Origin of the sequence: Lentzea sp. NPDC058436 (assembly GCF_042721515.1) — a bacterium.
In the GTDB taxonomy this organism is placed as follows: Bacteria; Actinomycetota; Actinomycetes; order Mycobacteriales; family Pseudonocardiaceae; genus Lentzea.
Genome location: NZ_JBHXLF010000009.1, coordinates 80,201 through 97,063, shown reverse-complemented (window position 1 = coordinate 97,063; position 16,863 = coordinate 80,201). Strand labels below are relative to the sequence as shown.

Here is a 16,863-nt window from a genome sequence, read left to right as displayed (position 1 = left end):
TCCTCACTAAAAGACGGGTGGAGTCAGGGGGTCCCCGTCCACAGGTATCGGCGCTTGGGACTGCGTTGTGCCCCTTCGGCGCGAACGAGGCCCTTCTCGGTCAGTTCCTCGAGTCGTGCGAGCACTGTCGGGCGCGAGTACCCGGTTGCCGCGATGAGCTCTCGCGCACTTGCCGAACCCAGAGTGCGCAGCACCTCGGCGACATCAGCCGGAGGTGGCGTGATCGTGAAGAGGTCCGGGGTTTCGGCCGAGGCTCCCAGGGAGTAGGTGGCATACCGGCGTCCACCCGTGCGAACAGCAAGGCCCTTGTTCACCAGATCGCGCAGCACGGCCGTCGCGTCTGCCTGGCTCGCTCCGAACTGCCTGAGAGCCGCGTTGCTGATCGGTCGACCGTGGTGCATCGTCGCGAGAGCGAGTTCGTGCAGCTGTGTGAGCCCTGGTTCGCGCATTCGCGCGAGCCACTGACGGGTTGCCGGATCGAGCAGTTCCGACCGGCTGAACTCGACCTCGAACCGGTTCGCGAAGTTGCGGAAGATCGGTCGTGCCAGGCCGGACCGCTGGAGATCCTTGATCATGGACGGGATGCCGGACGCCCTGTTCTCGGCGACGAGCCGGTCGCTCAGCGGCAGGTAGGTGTCGGACAACAGCGAGGCGAGGAACGAGTTGCGCGACGAACTGACCCCCTCGCTGCCGAGGTCTTCGAGGACGACCGGTCCGAAGAGACCCCCTGGGCTCCGCACGAGCAGCCGATCAGGGTGCAGTTCGATCTGCACCTGGGTGCCGCGGGTACCGCCGCTGTAGTCCCGGTGCAGCAGGGCGTTGACCACTGCTTCCCGCACGGCCTCCATCGGGTAGTCGAGCTGTTCGCGGCGTCCGCTGCTGTCGACGTGGCTGCGAACGCGCATGTGCCTGCGCAGCACCGACATCGTCTCCGACACGAGTTCCGGGATCGGGCCGCGGACCACCGGGTTGTCGTCGAACCGCGGGCCGTTCTCATCGCCGCCGTAGACCACGACCGACACGGTCAACTGGGGAAGATGTTGCTGTGGATAGGTACCGAAGCTCAGCAATCCGCCGAGTGACGGCACCAGCGTTCCGTTGTCGGCTCGGACCAGCACCCGCAGGCGCTCCAAGGCCGTGATCTCGTCCATGTCGCGGAAGGGACGGGACGTTTGGCGCACGCGCTCGATGGTGCGGCCGTAGGAGACGCGGTCGAGGTCGCCGATCACAGCGTCTGTGACGGCTTCGAGGTCGTAGCGGGGCTGGCCGCGGTTGGCGATGGCCAGGCCGATCTCCGCCTGGGTCATCCTGCGATCGCCATCGCCGACCCGCACGTACGAGCCGGTGGCGATGCCTTTGGAGTCCACGTAGCACGGACGGTGGTCAGAAGGCAGCGGATCGATCTCCGCCAGAACGACCGGCATGCTCTCGAACTCGACGACGTCCACCGCGATGCGCAGTGGCGGGTGGAGGCAGTCGCTCGCGAGTGCGGCCAGGTCATCCCGCAGCTTCGCCGCGTCACCGAGTCGGACTGGACGGAAACCGTCGTTCTCGTCCAGTCCGAGCACCAGCGTGCCGCCGTTGGTGTTGGCGAACGCCGAAAGGCTTTCGGTGACGCTCTTCGGCAGACCTCCTGCCGCCGACTTCACCTCGACATCGCTCATCTCCGCGCCGGCACGACGCAGGCGTTCGACCAGTGTCCGCAATGCCGAGGCTTCCAAGCACGCTCCAACTCTCAACTCTCAAAGCGGGACCTGAGAGTATCTTAGAGTAGTTGAGAGTAGCTGAGCGTCAGGCCTGCTTCGCGTGCGAGTCGAGGACCAGCGCGATCGCCTCGGTGACCCGGGCCGCGTGCGCCAGGTGCAGCCACTCGTCCGGCACGTGGCAGTTCGAGTCGGGCCCGATCACACCGGTGACCACGAACTGCGCCTCCGGGTAAGCCTCGTGCAGCAGCCCCATGAACGGGATCGAGCCGCCCAGCGACACGGTCCGCCACGGCGCACCGAAGATCTCCTTGCCCGCCTCGTCCAGCACCGCGGACAACCAGGGCGCCAGCTCGGGCGCGTTCCAGCCGTCGGCCGACTCGACGCGGGAGAGCTCCACGGTCGCGTTGTACGGCACGTCGGTGGTGAGCTTCGCGCGCACGGCCTCCAACGCGGCCGAGGCGGAGGCCGTCGGCGGCAGGCGGAACGAGAGCACGAGCGAGGTGTACGGCCGCAGCACGTTGCCCGCGTCGTCGGGCAGGGGCAGGCCCTCGGCGCCGGTGACGGACAGGGTCGGCCGCCAGCCGGAGTTCAGCGCGAGCTCGACCTCGTCCGAGGACATCGGCTGCAGGTCGCCGACGCGCGGCACGGGGTCCCACAGCGCGCCCGGCGCGGCCTCGACGGCTTCGCGCACCTCGGCCAGCCGGCCCGCCGGGATCTCGACGTGCATCTCCGGCACGAGGATCTCGCCGGTCTCCGAGTTCTCGATGCGGTCGAGCAGGATCCGCGCGATCCGGAACGACGACGGCACGATGCCCGACGCCATGCCCGAGTGCAGACCGCCGTCCAGCACCCGCACGGTGGCCGTGACCTGCACGAGGCCGCGCAGCGACGTCGTCAGCCACATGCGGTCGTAGTCGGAGCCGCCCGAGTCCAGGCAGACGACGAGCGACACCCGGCCGAGCCGGTCGGAGAGGTGCTCCAGGTAGGCGGGCAGATCGGGCGAACCCGACTCCTCACCGGTTTCCAGCAGCACGACGCAACGGGCGTGCGAACCGCCGGCCGCGCGCACGGCCTCGATAGCGGCGATTGCGGCATATCCGGAGTAACCGTCATCCGCTGCGCCACGGCCGTAGAGACGTCCGTCACGCAGCACCGGGGTCCACGGACCCAGTCCCTCGCCCCAGCCGCCCACCGGCGGCTGCTTGTCGAGGTGTCCGTAGAGCAACACCGTGTCGTCGCCCGAGTTACCGGCCGCGGGCACGTCCACGACGAGCAGCGGCGTGCGTCCCGCCAGTTGGACGACGTCCAGCGACGCTCCAGGCAGGTTCCGGGAGGCGATCCACGCCTTCACGTGGTCGATCGCGGCCGCCAACTCTCCGTGTTCTTCCCAGGCGGGGTCGAACGCGGGAGAGATCGCCGGCACGGCGACGAGCTGAGACAGGCTCGGGACGATGTCGTCGTCCCAGAGCGTCCTGACGGTGCTGGTCACAACTGAGCGGTCCACCTCTCGATCCTGTCACGACTCCGCCTCTGCTCGCGTCCGTAACCTCGTGTGAAAGGCCGCCCTCTAAGTTAACGATCGGTAACCGGGACAGCGGTGTCCGTTAATCGGACGACAACTGTCGGACGGCAAAAGGTCGAACATCCGACAGTTGTCGCTGATCAGAACGTTGACTGGTGTGTTACGAAGTGGGACGGGTCTCACCAACTCTGGCGAGGCCGTGTCAGGATGTGGTCGTAAGCCACCGTCACCGTCGACGGCTGCCTCCGGCCCTACAGGGTTGGCGGCGACCGCCGACGTCGCCGCACGAGGTCGTCACGAGCGATCAGGCGGTCGGAGTAGACAGAGGAGAAGGCGCATGTCGTCCCCTGAGCAATGGACGCACCCTGAGCCGGACGCAGCGCCGGCCGCCACTGCCGCAAAACCGACAGCGGAACAGGTGATCGCAGGCTTGCGAGCGACTGACGAGGGCGGCGCCGACCTGGTGCAGCTCCTCACCCCGGAGGGTGAGCGGGTCAGCCACCCCGACTTCGACATCGACATCACGCCGGAGGAGCTGCGCGGTCTGTACCGCGACATGGTCCTGATCCGGCGGGTCGACCGCGAGGCGAACGCGTTGCAGCGCAAGGGTCAGCTCGGCATCTGGGTGCCGTTGCTGGGCCAGGAGGCCGCGCAGATCGGCGCCGGCCGCGCGATGCGCCAGACGGACATGGCCTTCCCGAGCTACCGCGAGCACGGCATCGCGTGGACGCGCGGGATCAACCCGACGGAGCTGCTCGGCATCTTCCGCGGCACCGACCAGGGCACGTGGGACCCGGTCGAGAAGCGCTTCCACCCCTACACGATCGTCATCGGCAACCAGGTCCTCAACGCGGCCGGGTACGCGATGGGCCAGAAGTTCGACGGCAAGGTCGGCGACGACGAGGGAGAAGCCACCATGTGCTTCTTCGGCGACGGCGCGACCAGCCAGGGTGACGTGCACGAGGGCTTCGTGTGGGCCGCGGTCTACGACGCGCCGCTCGTCTTCTTCTGCCAGAACAACCAGTGGGCCATCTCCGAGCCGACCGAACGCCAGTCGCGCCTGCCGCTGTACCAGCGCGCACGCGGCTACGGCTTCCCCGGCATCCGCGTCGACGGCAACGACGTCCTCGCGACGCTCGCCGTGACGAAGTGGGCGCTCGACGAGTGCCGCCACGGCAACGGCCCGATCCTGATCGAGGCGTTCACCTACCGGATGGACGCGCACACCACCTCCGACGACCCCAGCCGCTACCGGCTGTCGGACGAGCTGGAGATGTGGAAGCTCAAGGACCCGATCGAGCGCGTGAAGGTCTACCTGGTCCGCCAGCAGTGGGCCGACAGCGAGTTCTTCGAGGGCATCGAGGCCGAGGCCGACGCGCTGGGCGAGGAGCTGCGGGAGTTCTGCACGAACATGCCCGACCCGCCTGCTGAACGGATCTTCAGCAACGTGTACGCCGAGGGGAACCCCAACCTCGAAGCGCAGCGCGACGAATTCCTCGACTACGTCTCGGGTTTTGCTGGAGGTGAGCACTGATGGCTGCTCCGACCATGGACCGTTCCTCTGCGGCGGCCCCGGCCTCCCCGGTGCAGACGCTCACGATCTCCAAGGCGCTCAACCTGGGCCTGCGGGCGGCGATGGAAGCCAACCCCAAGGTCATCATGATGGGCGAGGACATCGGCAAGCTCGGCGGTGTCTTCCGCATCACCGACGGGCTGCAGAAGGACTTCGGTGAGCAGCGCGTGCTCGACACGCCGCTCGCGGAGTCCGGCATCATCGGCACCGCGGTCGGCCTCGCGATCCGCGGCTACCGCCCGGTGTGCGAGATCCAGTTCGACGGCTTCATCTTCCCCGGCTTCGACCAGATCGTGTCGCAGGTCGCGAAGCTGCACTACCGCACGCAGGGCAAGATCAAGATGCCCATCGTGATCCGCGTGCCGTTCGGCGGCGGCATCGGTGCGGTCGAGCACCACTCGGAGTCGCCGGAGTCGTACTTCGCGCACACCGCGGGCCTCAAGGTCATCTCGTGCTCGAACCCGTCCGACGCGTACTGGATGATCCAGCAGGCGATCGACTGCGACGACCCGGTGCTGTTCTTCGAGCCGAAGCGCCGTTACTACGAGAAGGGCGAGGTCGACACCACGGCCCAGCCCGGCAAGCTCTTCGAGTCGCGCGTGCTGCGTCCCGGCACGGACGCGACGCTGGTGGCGTACGGCCCGATGGTGCGCACTTCTCTCGACGCCGCCAACGCGGCCGCCGAGGACGGCACGTCGCTGGAGGTCATCGACCTGCGCACGTTGTCGCCGCTCGACCTGGCGCCCGTGTTCGAGTCGGTGCGCCGCACCGGCCGGCTGGTCGTCGTGTCCGAGGCGCCGTCCGAGTCCTCGATCGCCAGCGAGATTGCAGCCAAGGTCCAGCAGGAGTGCTTCTACTCCCTGCAGGCACCGGTGCTGCGGGTGACCGGTTTCGACACCCCGTACCCGCCGTCGAAGCTCGAGGAGGAGTTCCTCCCCGACCTCGACCGGGTGCTGCACGCCGTCGACCGCTCTCTCGCCTGGTAAGGGGACAACCGGAAATGCCGCAGTACAAGCAATTCCCCTTGCCCGACACGGCAGAGGGGCTGACCGAGGCCGAGATCCTCACCTGGCACGTCAAGCCCGGTGACACCGTCACGGTCAACCAGATCATCGTCGAGATCGAGACGGCCAAGGCCGCCGTCGAGCTGCCCTGCCCGTGGGCAGGCGTCGTGACGGAGCTGCTGGCAGAGCCCGGCCAGACCGTCGAGGTCGGCGTCCCGATCATCACGATCGACACCGACCCCGGTGGCGCGGCCGCACCTGCCGCCCCCGCTCCCGCCGCGGCTTCGGCCGAGGCGAACGGCACCTCGTCCGGCAAGATCGGCGAGGAGATGCCGGGCGGGCGCATCGCGACGCTCGTCGGCTACGGCCCGAAGTCCGGTGCCGCGAAGCGCCGCGCCCGCAAGGACGCCGGCGCACCCGCGGCTGCTCCGGCCGCGGCGGTCGTGGCTCCTCCGGCACCCGCTCCCGTTGCGGCGCCGGTGGTCCAGGCTCCGGTGGTCCAAGCTCCGGCTCCGGTGGCTCCCGGTGGTTACGTGCCGCTGGCCAAGCCGCCGGTGCGCAAGCTGGCCAAGGACCTGGGCGTCGACCTCCACGCACTGGCGGGTTCCGGCCCCGGCGGCGTGATCACCCGCGAGGACGTCGAAACCGCGGTGGCCGCCCCGGTGGCAGCCGCTCCGGCAGCGTCCTATGTGGACAACGGCACGCGCGAGCGCCGGGTGCCCATCAAGGGCGTCCGCAAGGCGACCGCGCAGGCGATGGTCGACAGCGCGTTCACCGCACCGCACGTCACCGAGTTCCTGACGGTCGACGTGACCCCGATGATGGAACTGCGCGCGAAGCTCAAGAACGCGCCGGAGTTCCGCGGCGTGAAGCTGACCCCGCTGGCGTTCTGCGCCAAGGCGATCATCCTCGCGGCCCGCCGCACGCCGGACGTCAACGCCACCTGGGACGCCGCGGCCAACGAGATCGTCTACAAGGACTACGTCCACCTGGGCATCGCGGCGGCGACGCCACGCGGCCTGGTGGTCCCGAAGGTCCGCGACGCAGACCGCATGTCCCTCAAGGAACTCGCGGTGGCACTGGACGAGCTCGCCACGGTCGCCCGCGAGGGCAAGACGTCCCCGGCCGACATGATGAACGGCACCATCACGATCACCAACGTCGGCGTCTTCGGCGTCGACACCGGCACGCCGATCCTCAACCCCGGTGAGTCCGCGATCCTCGCGCTCGGCGCGATCCGCGACATGCCGTGGGTGGTCGACGGCGAGATCAAGATCCGCAAGATCTGCCAGCTCGCGCTGTCGTTCGACCACCGCGTGGTCGACGGGCAGCAGGGTTCGCAGTTCCTGGCGGACGTCGGCGCGCTGCTGGCGGAGCCGGGTATCGCGATGACCTACTGAGGTTCGTTGTGGGTGTTCTCCTCCTGGTGGACGGAGAACACCCACGACCTCGGTCCGACCTCTAGTCGATCTTTCCTTCGACGGCTTCCATCCGCAGGCCCAGGCTCGCGATGCCGACAACCGTGACCTTGCCGGCCGGCTCGCACACGTTGCCCAGCCAGCCGTAGTTCTGCATGTGGGCTTCAGCGCACGTGGTCCGGGTGCTGCTGCTGAACGTCATCGCCTCCATCCGCAGGCCCAGGCCGACCGTGCCGATCTCCGCGGTCCTGCCGTCGTTCACGCACTTCGGGGGATTCCACCCCTGGTTCTGAACGTGTGCCTGCACGCAGGTCACCCCACCCGTCGCCGAGGGGGCGACCCGGAGAGCTTCGAGCCTGAGGCCGTTGCCGGTCGTACCCGCGAAGGCCCAGTTGCTGTCGTCGTCGCACATCCAGGGCTGCCAGCCGACGTCCTGGACGTGGCCGCTGAAGCAGACCGACGGAGTAGCGCTTTCGGCCACCTCAGGCGGCAGGTCCGCGACGACGCCGTCGCTGATGCCGGCCTGCCGCACCGCTTCGTCCACGGTGGTCGCCGGGCCTGACACCTCGGCACTCGCAGTCGTGGCCCCGGCGCCGAGCAACGCGGCCACGAGCCCGATACAGCTGATGACGGTTTTCGACGCATGCGAAACAGAACGCATTGATTCCCCCAGAACCAATCAGCAGGTCGGCGCACGTCGAACAGGACCTTCAGCGAAGGCCGTGAATCGATGATTGCCCCCCAGGCGATACCGACGCGATCCACGGTTCCACAGGTCGTGCGGCTCCGTCACTAGGTCGTTCGGTCCAAACCGGCTGTTCAGCCACCCGTTCGGTTATTCAGGTTGACCCTCCAGCAACTGGAGGGTTCACAGTAGGTCCTGTGACGCGCTACCAGATCGGCGAGCTGGCCAGGATGACCGGACTCACCGTCCGCACCATCAGGTTCTACTCCGATTCGGGCCTCATCCCGCCCGCGGACAGGACCACCGGCGGCTACCGCACCTACGACACCGACGCGGTGGCCAGGCTGAAGCTCGTCCGCACCCTCAGAGATCTGGGTGTGGACCTGCCCACGGCCGGCAGGGTGCTGGCTCGCGAGGTGTCGGTGACCGACGTGGCGCGTGCACATGCGGAAGCGATCGACGCGCAGATGAAGACGTTGCGGCTCAGGCGGGCCGTGCTGCGCGCCGTCGCCAAAGGAGGGGAGATGGAACTGATGAACGAGTTGGCACGGATGTCGGACGAGGAGCGGCAGCGCATCCTCGACGACTTCTTCGAGGAGGTGTTCGGGCCCTACGAGCTGGATCCGCAGTTCGAGCAGCACATGCGGTCCGTGCGGATCGAGCTGCCGGACGACCCGTCGACCGAGCAGTTGGAGGCATGGGTCGAGCTCGCGAAGCTCGTGCAGGACCCGGAATTCCGCGCCGCGGTCAAGCGGATGTCCCAGCAGCACGAGGAACAGCGTCGCAACGGCGCGGACATGGGTCCGCCTGCCGAAGGTCAGATGGAGGCGTTCAACTTCGCGATCGCCCAGGCGCGCGAAGCGATCGACGCCGGCATCGCGCCGGAGTCCGCTGCGGCACAAGAGGTCGTGGCCCGCGTGAACGCCAACTGGGCGGAGGCGCTCGGCCTGCCGGACGACGGGAGTCTCGTGGCGAAGCTGCGCGAGCTCTCCGACTTCGCGGACCCGCGCGCCGAGCGGTACTGGGTGCTGATCGCGAAGGTCAACGGCTGGCCCGCCATGCCGGACCACTCGCGTGAGCGCGCCTGGCTGCGCGAAGCCGGCCAGCCGTTCGGCTGAGCCTCTGCGTGAACGGGAACCAGCTGGGCGCCCAGCTCGTTCCTGTAGCAACGAAGGGGGTTCGTTGTGTCAGCACTGTTCGAAATCCTGGGGAGCGTTTTCGGCGAGGCGTTCGGCCCCAGCGGCGAAGACCACACACGAGGCGACGGCGACGTCTTCCTCGACGGCGAGTGGCACGAGGGCGAGCTGTACTTCGGCCCCACCAAGATCATCTGGGACGAGCGGATCGTCTTCAGCGACGCCGAGGGTCGCGTCGAGCAGATCATCGACCAGGACCCGCCGCACCCGAACTTCGTGGTGCTGCACTTCCGCCGCTCTCACGACACGGTGCTCCTGGCCGTGCACCGCCGCGAACTCACGCGAGTGCGCGCGGTCCTGACGCTGCCGCTCTAAACCGTTTCCTCGTCGGTCCGGCGAATCCCGGCGTAGATGAGCGCGCCCGCCGCGAAGAACAGGGCGAGGCCCGCCCCTCCGCGCTGGTTCGCCGCCGGGGTGAGAGACCCCTCGGCCAGCACCGCGATCGCGAAGAGCACAGCGCCGCCGAAGAACGCGACCGCGGCCACCACACCCGCCCACGCCGGCCGGACCAGCCCGGCGAAGCTGTACCCGCCCTGGGCCATCACCCGAGTGATCAGCATGAGCACCACGGAGAGCACCACCAGCACGACGTTCGCCGCGCGCGGCAACAACGGGCTGCCGGTCACGAACCCGAACACGACGACAAGAGCGTTGACGAAGATCACGAAGAGCGAGGCCCACTGCAGTCGCGACGGTCCCATGCCTCACGACCCTAGGACCATCATCATCTCCTGGCAGCCGCCGGTCGCCGGATCATCAGCAACGCCAACAGGTTCACGTGCATGGCCAACGCGATCGCCGTGGTGAGGCGCGGACCGTAGGACTCGGTGTCGTCGATCGGCTGGGCGGTGACGATCGTGTGGACCGCCAAGGCGACGCAGCCGAGCGTGATCGCTCCGGTGATCACGCGCACCCACCTCGGCGAAGACGGGAACTGCGGCGCGGTCCAGCGGCCGGTCTCACGGCGGTCCAGCACCGCGAAGGCCAAGCCCAGCAGCAGGGCGTGGATCATCGAGACCGACACCAGCCACTCGGGCACCGCCGGCCCGTCCGGCACGAACGTCGAGGCGACGATCGCCGCGCAGAGGACCGCACCGATCGCCGCCAGGCCTTTGACCACGCTCCACATGGTGATCAGGATAAAACGGTCACTTGATCTGCATGCCCGAAATCATCCGGGACACCACCAGCCGCTGGATCTCCGAAGTCCCCTCGAAGATGGTGAAGATCTTGGCATCGCGGTGCATCCGCTCCACCGGGTGCTCACGCGTGTACCCGGCGCCACCCAGGATGTGGATCGCCCGCTCCGTGGCCCACACCGACACCTCGGAGGCCTTCAGCTTCGACATCGAGCCCTCGCCCGCGGTGAACGGCACGTTGTTGCGCCCCATCCACGCCGCCCGCCACACCAGCAGCCGCGACGCGTCGATCTCCATCCGCATGTTCGCGAGGTCGAACGCGATCGACTGGTTCTCGATGATCTTGCGGCCGAACGCCTCGCGGTCCTTCGCGTACTCCAGCGCGTAGTCGTAGGCGGCGCGGGCGACGCCCACGGCCATGGCGCCGACGGTCGGACGTGTGGTCTCGAACGTCGCCATCGCGGCCTGGCCGCCTGCGCGAAGTCCCTCACGTGCCCGCGCGAGCCGGGCTTCCAGCCGTTCGCGTCCGCCGAGCACGCAACGGCCTGGCACGCGCACGTCGTCCAGGAACACGTCCGCGGTGTGCGAGGCGCGCATGCCGTGCTTCTTGATCTTGCCCGGCGACGACAACCCCGGCGTGCCGGGAGGAACGATGAACCCGGCCTGGCCGCGCGAGCCCAGAGAGGCGTCCACGACGGCCGTGACCACGTGCACGTTCGCGATGCCGCCGTTGGTGGCCCACGCCTTCTGGCCGTTGAGCACCCACTCGTCGGTCGCCTCGTCGTAACGGGCGCGGGTGCGGTAGCCGGCGACGTCCGAGCCCGCCTGGGGTTCGGAGGCGCAGAAGGCGGCCAGCTTCGGGTCCGACTCGTCGCCGAAGCACTCCGGCACCCACTCGGCCAGCTGCTCGGGCTCGCCGCCCGCGAAGATGCCCGCGACGGCCAGACCGGTGCCCATCAGCGCCAACGCGATGCCCGCGTCGCCCCAGAAGAGCTCCTCGGTGGCGATCGGCAGCGAAAGCCCGATGGGGTCGGCGAACCAGGTCGCGAGGGACTCGAAGCCGTAGAGGCCGATCTTCGCCGCCTCCTGGATCACCGGCCACGGCGTTTCCTCGCGCTCGTCCCACTCCGAGGCCGCCGGCCTGATCACGTCGCGAGCGAAACCGTGCACCCAGTCGCGCAGGTCGGTCTGGTCTTCGTTCAGCTCGAGCGAGAAGCCACCCACTGCAAAACCTCTCCGTCAGGCCTTCGGGATGTTGAACAGGCTCATGAACCCGGCCGCGAACCCCAGGTCGCCCTTCACCTTCAGCTTGCCCGTCATGAACAGCACGGGTGCTGAGGCGTTGCCGGTCGCGAGCTTCAGGAAGTCGGCGGGCGTCAGCGTCACGATGGCGCGGGCCTCGCGCGTCACGCCCTTGTTGATGGTGCACTCGGCGTTCTCGATGATGGCCTCGTACACGTCTTCCAGCACGTGGAAGTGCACGACGGCCTTAGTGGCACCGGCCCGGTCCGCCCGGAAGTGGACCTCCATGCGCCGGAACACCTCGTCCAGCACGCGCACGCGCAGGGCGTCGTCGGCCACGACGGCCTCGATCTGGTCCTTCGAGGCGCGCGAGATGATGCGGGCGAAGTTGGACGGGTCCATCTTCGACAGGTCGAGGTCCGCGCCGCCGTCCGCCAGCCTGCCCAACGCCCTGAGCAGCGCCGCGAAGTCGTCCTTGCCCAGCTTCTTCGGGTCGATGCCGCGGGCGATGACGTCGATGTTCACGTCTTTCAGCGCGGGGTCGTCCGGCGAGGTCTGCTCCAGCGTGCTGATGAGCTCGGCCGGGCTGAGCTTCGCGATCGCCTCGGTGGTGAGGTCGAGCGTCATGGTGGGACACCTCCTGGTACCTACTCGCGAGTAAGACTACTGATGAGTAGATAGGGCGGCAAGCCGATCGGATAATCTTGCCGCTTCGAACCGAGGGGTAGTGAGATGCGCACAGAAGGTCGAGCCAAGCGCTTGCCACGCGCGGTGCGTGAGCGCCAGATCATGGACGCCGCCGTGGACGTGTTCTCGCGGCTCGGCTTCCACTCGGCCTCCATGGACGAGATCTCCGAGGTCGCGGGCATTTCGAAGCCGATGCTCTACGCCTACCTCGGCTCGAAGGAGGAGCTGTTCGCGACGTGCATCCGGCGCGAGGCCACTCGCATGATGGAGGCCATCGCGACGGGCGTGGAGCCCGACCAGGAACCCGACGTGCAGCTGTGGAGCGGCCTGCGGGCGTTCTTCGGGTTCGTCGGTGAGAACCGGGCGAGCTGGCAGGTGCTGCACCGGCAGGCGTCCACTCAGGGCGGTCCGTTCGCGGTGGAGCTCACGGACATGCGCAGCCGGGCGGTGTCGCTGGTCGCGGCCCTGCTCACGCAGTCCACGAAGGCTCCCGCGACCAAGCTGGAGGCGGAGTCGCTGGCCGCCGCGCTGGTCGGAGCCGGTGAGTCGCTCGCGGACTGGTGGCTCGACCATCCCGAGGAACCCGCCGGCGTCGTCGCGGCCCGCCTCATGAACCTCGTCTGGATGGGCTTCGGCGACCTGGTCGACGGCAACGTCTGGCATCCACCGTCACGACGCTGAGCCGAGCAGGTGGGGTCCCCTGCCCCACACGGCGAACTCCCAGCCGTCAGCGCCCTCGGCAGCCGAGAACTCGACGCGACCGGGGATGAACAGCGGCTTCTTGAACCGGACGTCGACCGTCACGGCCTCGGGCAGCCGTCCTTCCAGCGCGGCCACGCAACGGGCTTTGGTCCACATCCCGTGCGCGATCGCCCGCGGGAAGCCGAACAGCTTGGCGCCCAACGGGTGCAGGTGGATCGGGTTGCGGTCGCCGGACGCCGCGCCGTAGCGCCGCCCGATGTCCGCGGGCACCCGCCACACCGCCGAGCCCGCCGGCCGTTCCAGCTCCTCGCCCGAGCCGGACGAGCCGCCGGTGCGTCGCAGGTAGGTCGAAACCCCTTCCCAGGCACCGGAAACCGACGTCACCACGTCCACCTGCGTGCCCTGCGGGTGCGGCCGCAGATCGCGCGCGGACACCGTGATCTCCAACGGCTCGCCGGCCGTCAGCGCACGCGACTGCGTGATCCGGTTCGCGACGTGCACGAGACCCGGCAGCGGGAACGGGAACCCGTTGCCGGACATCAGCTTCATCTGCAGCGGAAAACCCAGCACGTGCGGGTAGGTCAACGGCAGTGCGTCGCGCAAACCGAAGCCGCACGCCGCGTTGTAGGCCGCGAGGTGCTTCAACGACACGTCGACCGATGCCGAAACCGGTTGGGTGGCAAGCGTTTCCCCGCGCCGGAACGACGTGAGGGCGGCACGCAGCAGCATCAGGCCCCCAGCAGCATCTGGCCGCACACCCGCACGACGTTCCCGTTCACACCACCGGATCCCGGCGACGCGAACCACGCCACGGTCTCCGCCACGTCGACCGGCAACCCGCCCTGCGACAGGCTGTTCATCCGCCGCCCGACCTCCCGCGTCGCGAACGGCACCGCGGCGGTCATCTTCGTCTCGATGAAACCGGGCGCCACGGCGTTGATCGTGGCGCCACGAGCGGCGAGAACGGGCGCGAGCGTCTGCACCATGCCGATCACGCCCGCCTTGGACGTGGCGTAGTTGGTCTGGCCGACGTTGCCCGCGATGCCGGCGATCGACGACACCCCGATGATCCGCCCGCCGCGGCGCAGCACGCCGTCGTGCAGCAACGCGTCGTTGATCCGCTCCTGGCAGGCGAGGTTGACCTCCAGCACGGAGTCCCACTGCGAGGAGTCCATGCGCGCCAACGACTTGTCGCGCGTGATGCCCGCGTTGTGCACGACGACGTCCACGCCGCTGTGCCGTTCCAGCAGGTACGAGGTCAGCCGCGCGGGATCGCCGGTGATGTCGAGCTGCAACGCCGAGCCGCCGATGGCGTTCGCGACCTTCGACAGTTCGTCCCCTGCCGCGGGCACGTCGAGGCACACCACGTGCGCGCCGTCGCGGGCCAGGGTCGTGGCGATCGCCTCACCGATGCCCCGCGAGGCACCCGTGACCAGCGCGACCTTGCCTTCCAACGTGCCTGGGCCGGCGTTCGCGGAGACGTGGACCACCTGCCCCGACACGTACGCGGACCGTCCGGACAGGAAGAACCGCAGCGTCGACTCGACCCCGTCCTCGGCGCCGTCCGCCACGTACACGAGGTTCGCCGTGCCGCCTCGGCGCAGCTCCTTGCCGACCGACCGCACGAACCCTTCGAGCGCCCGTTGCGCCACGGAGTCCGGCGACCGTCCGATCACGACGACCCGGCCGCACGGCCCGAGTTGCGTGATCGCCGGGTGGAAGAACTCGTGCAGCTGCCGCAGGTCGGAGACGGTGGAGATCTCGGACGCGTCGAACACCAGCGCGCCGTACGGAGCCGACCCTGTTTCCAGCTGCTTCAGAAAGGGCAGCCGGGTGGCGCCACCGACGAGCACCGGCGTGGCGAGCGCGGCGTCGCGGCGCAGTGGATACGGGTTCGGCAGGCCCAGCCTGCGCACGAGCTGACGACCGAGCCCCGACGTTGCGAACTTCTGGTACCTGTCCACGCACAACAACCTACTAGCTAGTAAGTCTACTCGCTAGTAGGTACTATGTCGGCATGCGAGTAGCGATCATCGGCGGCAACCGCATCCCGTTCGCCCGCTCGAACGGCCCGTACGCCACCGCGTCGAACCAGGACATGTTCACGGCGGTGCTCGACGGCCTGGTCAGCCGCTTCGGCCTGCAGGGCGAACGCCTCGGCGAGGTGGTCGCGGGCGCCGTGCTCAAGCACTCGCGCGACTTCAACCTCGTCCGCGAGTCCGTCCTGGGCAGCAGGCTCAGCCCGGAGACGCCCGCGTACGACCTCCAGCAGGCGTGCGGCACCGGTCTGCAGGCGATCATCGCCGTCGCCAACAAGATCGCGCTCGGCCAGATCGAGGCGGGCATCGCCGGCGGCGTCGACACGACCAGCGACGCACCGATCGGCGTGAACGAGAACTTCCGCAAGCTCCTGCTGGAGTTCAACCGCACGCGCAAGATCAGCCTGCTCGCGAAACTGCGTCCCGGCCACGTCGTCCCGCACCTGCCGCGCAACGGCGAACCGCGCACCGGCATGTCCATGGGCGAGCACGCGGCCATCACCGCAGCCCAGTACGACGTGAGTCGCGAGGACCAGGACGAGCTCACTGCGCGCAGCCACCGCAACCTCGCCCGCGCCTACGACGAGGGCTTCTTCGACGACCTGGTCACGCCGTACCTCGGCCTGACCCGCGACCAGAACCTCCGCCCGGACAGCAGCGCCGAGAAGCTCGCGAAGCTCAAGCCCGTCTTCGGCGACACGATGACCGCGGGCAACTCGACCCCGCTGTCCGACGGCGCCTCCGCGGTCCTGCTCGCCACCGAGGAGTGGGCTGCCGCGCGCAACCTCCCGGTCCTGGCCTACCTGACGTTCGCCGAGACCGCCGCCGTCGACTACGTGCACGGCGACGAGGGCCTGCTCATGGCCCCCGTGCACGCCGCACCGCGCATGCTCGACAAGGCGGGCCTCACGCTGCAGGACTTCGACTTCTACGAGGTCCACGAGGCGTTCGCGTCCCAGGTGCTGGCGACCCTGAAGGCCTGGGAGAAGGAGCTCGGCGAGATCGACAGGACCAGGCTGAACGTCAACGGCTCGTCACTCGCGGCGGGCCACCCGTTCGCCGCCACCGGCGCCCGCATCGTGGCGACCCTGGCGAAGCTGTTGCACCAGAAGGGAAGTGGACGCGGTTTCGTGTCCATTTGCGCGGCGGGTGGTCAGGGAATCACTGCGATTCTGGAACGGTGACGCACTAAGGCTTGCCGAAGTCGAGGGTCTCTCATGCACACTCACTGGACCGCGGCGTGGCGGTACGGGGGGTGGCGCGCATGCACGACCTGCAGATCGATCCCGAACAAGACCCGGTGCTGGCCCGAGCGCTCTTCGGCACGATGCGCGACGAATGGCGGCCGGCCGCGGACGCGATGAAGTCGGCGCGCGAGTGGGAACGCCGCGCCTACATCACGTTGACGCTGGCAGCGGCCGCCCGGCGCCGCGTCGAGTGGCTCAAGCGCTGGCTCAGGGCACGTCCGGACGACCGCGACGCCGTCGCCGTGCACCACGCCATGGAGTCGCTCACCGAGAACTAGCGATCGTGCTCGGTGTCGAGCTGCTTGAGGTGCCGTGGAGACGTGGGCGACTCCTGCGCGTCCATGCCCCAGCCGAGCAACCGGATCGGCCCGGCCACCGGCATCGGCCCGACGACCGCGGGCGCCTCGACGACGGGACGTTCGAGCTCGATCAGCCCGATGTCGCCGTAGTCGCCCTTGTGCACGCTCGCGACCGCTACGACGCCCACTGCGGCGCGATCAGCCCGCCACCGCAGCCGTGCCCGTCGTCGTCGTGCCCGAGATCAGCGATCCACGTGTGCTCCCCGGTCGCCGTCTCCCCGCCGATGATCGCGTGAGCAGGCGCGATGGACGCCATGACCGCTGCCCCGACGACCATGCCGATCAACAAGTTCCGCATGGATCAGCACGCTATGGACCGGCGCCGTCACCGCGGATCACGCCGA

19 protein-coding genes are annotated in these 16,863 nt (G+C 68.7%); 8 read left to right on the top strand and 11 right to left on the bottom strand.

All coding sequences use genetic code 11. From position 1 onward, the window contains the following. Positions 1-23 precede the first annotated feature (23 nt). Positions 24-1,721 (bottom strand): ATP-binding protein, encoded by a 1,698-nt coding sequence (locus tag ACFWN2_RS28450; RefSeq protein WP_382432464.1) that lies wholly within the window; start codon positions 1,719-1,721, stop codon positions 24-26. Between the two features lie 70 nt (positions 1,722-1,791). Beyond that, positions 1,792-3,210, bottom strand: coding sequence for a M20/M25/M40 family metallo-hydrolase (locus ACFWN2_RS28445; RefSeq protein ID WP_382432462.1), 1,419 nt, complete (start codon positions 3,208-3,210; stop codon positions 1,792-1,794). Positions 3,211-3,565: 355 nt separating this feature from the next. Between ACFWN2_RS28445 and pdhA the strand changes: the two genes are divergently transcribed. Genes pdhA through ACFWN2_RS28430 form a run of 3 tightly spaced genes read left to right on the top strand, consistent with a single transcriptional unit; the run spans position 3,566 to position 7,205 of the window. Then, positions 3,566-4,762: a pyruvate dehydrogenase (acetyl-transferring) E1 component subunit alpha gene (gene pdhA, locus ACFWN2_RS28440; RefSeq protein ID WP_382432460.1), complete on the top strand. Its 1,197-nt coding sequence runs from the start codon at positions 3,566-3,568 to the stop codon at positions 4,760-4,762. After that, positions 4,762-5,787 (top strand): alpha-ketoacid dehydrogenase subunit beta, encoded by a 1,026-nt coding sequence (locus ACFWN2_RS28435; protein ID WP_382432458.1) that lies wholly within the window; start codon positions 4,762-4,764, stop codon positions 5,785-5,787. Before pdhA ends, ACFWN2_RS28435 begins: the two co-directional genes overlap by 1 nt. Before the next feature lie 14 nt (positions 5,788-5,801). Further along, positions 5,802-7,205, top strand: a complete 1,404-nt coding sequence (locus ACFWN2_RS28430; RefSeq protein ID WP_382432456.1) for a dihydrolipoamide acetyltransferase family protein — start codon at positions 5,802-5,804, stop codon at positions 7,203-7,205. 61 nt (positions 7,206-7,266) lie between these two features. Here ACFWN2_RS28430 and ACFWN2_RS28425 read toward each other — a convergent pair whose 3' ends face one another. Beyond that, positions 7,267-7,833 carry a hypothetical protein gene (locus ACFWN2_RS28425; protein WP_382432454.1) on the bottom strand — a complete coding sequence of 189 codons (567 nt, stop codon included), beginning with the start codon at positions 7,831-7,833 and terminating at the stop codon, positions 7,267-7,269. Positions 7,834-8,105: 272 nt separating this feature from the next. Here ACFWN2_RS28425 and ACFWN2_RS28420 point away from each other — a divergent pair, with 272 nt between their 5' ends. Together ACFWN2_RS28420 and ACFWN2_RS28415 are read left to right on the top strand one after the other, a co-directional pair. Then, on the top strand, positions 8,106-9,026 hold the full coding sequence (locus tag ACFWN2_RS28420) for a MerR family transcriptional regulator (RefSeq protein WP_382432452.1): 921 nt from the start codon (positions 8,106-8,108) through the stop codon (positions 9,024-9,026). Positions 9,027-9,092: 66 nt separating this feature from the next. Continuing rightward, positions 9,093-9,419, top strand: a complete 327-nt coding sequence (locus tag ACFWN2_RS28415; protein WP_382432450.1) for a hypothetical protein — start codon at positions 9,093-9,095, stop codon at positions 9,417-9,419. On the opposite strand, the gene ACFWN2_RS28410 is transcribed toward ACFWN2_RS28415, so the two are convergent. The 4 genes from ACFWN2_RS28410 to ACFWN2_RS28395 are packed head-to-tail and all read right to left on the bottom strand — an operon-like array spanning position 9,416 to position 12,112. Beyond that, a complete protein-coding gene (locus tag ACFWN2_RS28410) occupies positions 9,416-9,805 on the bottom strand; it encodes a hypothetical protein (protein ID WP_382432448.1) in 390 nt (129 codons plus the stop codon). The genes ACFWN2_RS28415 and ACFWN2_RS28410 overlap by 4 nt on opposite strands. A 23-nt stretch (positions 9,806-9,828) precedes the next feature. Beyond that, positions 9,829-10,233, bottom strand: a complete 405-nt coding sequence (locus tag ACFWN2_RS28405) for a hypothetical protein (RefSeq protein WP_382432446.1) — start codon at positions 10,231-10,233, stop codon at positions 9,829-9,831. Positions 10,234-10,252: 19 nt separating this feature from the next. Further along, positions 10,253-11,467, bottom strand: a complete 1,215-nt coding sequence (locus ACFWN2_RS28400) for an acyl-CoA dehydrogenase family protein (protein ID WP_382432444.1) — start codon at positions 11,465-11,467, stop codon at positions 10,253-10,255. Between the two features lie 15 nt (positions 11,468-11,482). After that, positions 11,483-12,112, bottom strand: coding sequence for an SCP2 sterol-binding domain-containing protein (locus tag ACFWN2_RS28395; protein WP_382432442.1), 630 nt, complete (start codon positions 12,110-12,112; stop codon positions 11,483-11,485). A 105-nt stretch (positions 12,113-12,217) separates the two neighbouring features. On the opposite strand from ACFWN2_RS28395, the gene ACFWN2_RS28390 reads away from it, so the two are divergent. After that, on the top strand, positions 12,218-12,853 hold the full coding sequence (locus tag ACFWN2_RS28390; RefSeq protein WP_382432440.1) for a TetR/AcrR family transcriptional regulator: 636 nt from the start codon (positions 12,218-12,220) through the stop codon (positions 12,851-12,853). Here the strand turns inward: ACFWN2_RS28390 and ACFWN2_RS28385 are convergent. After that, on the bottom strand, positions 12,842-13,603 hold the full coding sequence (locus tag ACFWN2_RS28385) for a MaoC family dehydratase (protein WP_382432438.1): 762 nt from the start codon (positions 13,601-13,603) through the stop codon (positions 12,842-12,844). The genes ACFWN2_RS28390 and ACFWN2_RS28385 overlap by 12 nt on opposite strands. Further along, a complete protein-coding gene (locus tag ACFWN2_RS28380; RefSeq protein ID WP_382432436.1) occupies positions 13,603-14,844 on the bottom strand; it encodes a 3-oxoacyl-ACP reductase in 1,242 nt (413 codons plus the stop codon). Before ACFWN2_RS28380 ends, ACFWN2_RS28385 begins: the two co-directional genes overlap by 1 nt. A 47-nt stretch (positions 14,845-14,891) precedes the next feature. On the opposite strand from ACFWN2_RS28380, the gene ACFWN2_RS28375 reads away from it, so the two are divergent. Together ACFWN2_RS28375 and ACFWN2_RS28370 are read left to right on the top strand one after the other, a co-directional pair. After that, the gene (locus tag ACFWN2_RS28375; protein ID WP_382432434.1) at positions 14,892-16,097 is read left to right on the top strand and encodes an acetyl-CoA C-acetyltransferase; all 1,206 of its coding nucleotides are present in this window, start codon (positions 14,892-14,894) and stop codon (positions 16,095-16,097) included. Positions 16,098-16,177: 80 nt separating this feature from the next. Further along, on the top strand, positions 16,178-16,438 hold the full coding sequence (locus tag ACFWN2_RS28370) for a hypothetical protein (protein WP_382432432.1): 261 nt from the start codon (positions 16,178-16,180) through the stop codon (positions 16,436-16,438). Here ACFWN2_RS28370 and ACFWN2_RS28365 read toward each other — a convergent pair. After that, a complete protein-coding gene (locus ACFWN2_RS28365) occupies positions 16,435-16,647 on the bottom strand; it encodes a hypothetical protein (RefSeq protein WP_382432430.1) in 213 nt (70 codons plus the stop codon). The two genes, ACFWN2_RS28370 and ACFWN2_RS28365, sit on opposite strands and share 4 nt — an antisense overlap. Continuing rightward, on the bottom strand, positions 16,635-16,817 hold the full coding sequence (locus tag ACFWN2_RS28360; RefSeq protein WP_382432428.1) for a hypothetical protein: 183 nt from the start codon (positions 16,815-16,817) through the stop codon (positions 16,635-16,637). The genes ACFWN2_RS28365 and ACFWN2_RS28360 overlap by 13 nt, the downstream gene beginning before the upstream one ends. Between the last annotated feature and the right edge of the window lie 46 nt (positions 16,818-16,863).